2 protein-coding genes are annotated in these 1232 nt (G+C 65.7%); both read right to left on the reverse strand.

What is annotated here, in order from left to right; translation table 11 throughout:
- Positions 1–201 precede the first annotated feature (201 nt).
- Positions 202–816 (reverse strand): hypothetical protein, encoded by a 615-nt coding sequence (locus GY769_19965; protein ID MCP4204198.1) that lies wholly within the window; start codon positions 814–816, stop codon positions 202–204.
- Complete coding sequence (locus GY769_19970; protein ID MCP4204199.1) at positions 753–1127, reverse strand: hypothetical protein; 375 nt, start codon at positions 1125–1127, stop codon at positions 753–755. The genes GY769_19965 and GY769_19970 overlap by 64 nt, the downstream gene beginning before the upstream one ends.
- Positions 1128–1232 lie beyond the last annotated feature (105 nt).

A 1232-nucleotide genomic window follows, 5' to 3' on the forward strand; every position in this document is an offset into this window, starting at 1 on the left:
AGGGGTGCGGGGTCTTGGGCCGTGGTGCGGCCGCGGAGTGGCACTTGGCGGACTCTTGAGCGAGCTCGGGACCCGGTGCAGCCGCCTGAACTCGTGCAAGCGCATCCGCGGGACACCTCGAGTTGAACTATTAGCCACTTGAACCGGGCAGGCGGCGCACGTGTCCCAGCTCCACGGTGGCGGAAACTGGCCGCCAGAAGATCAGGCGGATTCTGCGATGAGCTCCAGGGTCTCCGGAGGCGCGTGGGCCAAGGGCTCGGGCTCCTGGGCCGGGAGCTTGAGGCTCTTGGCTGTCGCCTTGGCAGCAGCGAAGTCGACGATGAAGGCCAGGATCTTCATCTCAGCGCCACAGAACGGGCACAAGAGCGGATCGACCTCGTAGACACGGCGAATCAACTTCGCCCAGCTGAGACGAGCGCGTCGGGTGAACTCGTCGTCGTCCTGTCGGCCCGGTGTCTGGGTGGTGTCTCCTACCGCTGCGGCCTTGCGGCGTTTGCCGCGAGCCGCATTGGCGTAGTAACCCCAGTAGCGCACTGTCTGCTGTGACGGCTCCGGAATGTGGTCGACGACCCGGGCGAGGAACTCGAGGACATCCCAGCGGGCGTGACCGCCGCCGGGTCCTCCGCGGCGGGAGGGTCGGCCCCGGCAAACAACATCGCCGGTTTCTGTTTCCCAGCTCAGCCGCTTTAGAACGATCGGACAACGGATCATGTACCGGCCCAGCCGCACGGCGCCCTGGCGGTCCTCGACTCTCACCGCGCCGTGTGCCGAAAAGCCGCTGTGGTACCAGGACAGGAGGTTGTCGACGACCGACACAGAAGCTCACGTTTCTGGTGGCAGCTCGGGCACAGGCCTCGGAGCTTGCAGGAGAAGGCGTTCAGAAACTCGTGCCGGCACTCCGGGCAGCGTACCCGCGCAACGCCGTGGTCGAAGATGCCGCAGTCGAGGTAGCGATAAACCGCCGGCTCGACGCAGCCGCGCAGGTAGCTGTGGGTGTGGAGGAAACGCTCCTCATACACCTGGACGAACTGCTCGAAATGGTGGGCCATAGCGCGGTAGAGGACCGTGCGCTCGGGACAGCGTGGGCGATAGAAGCGAGGACTCGCAGCTGCGGCGACCGACTCCACTCTGAAGGGAGAAGACGGAATCGATGGCGGCGACCTTGCGGTCGAGCCACGACGACCAGGCTCGGACGAGCGGCCTCAAGCACAAGCAGGCAAGGCATCAGGTCG

Source organism: bacterium (assembly GCA_024224155.1).
GTDB lineage: Bacteria > Acidobacteriota > Thermoanaerobaculia > Multivoradales > JAHEKO01 > CALZIK01.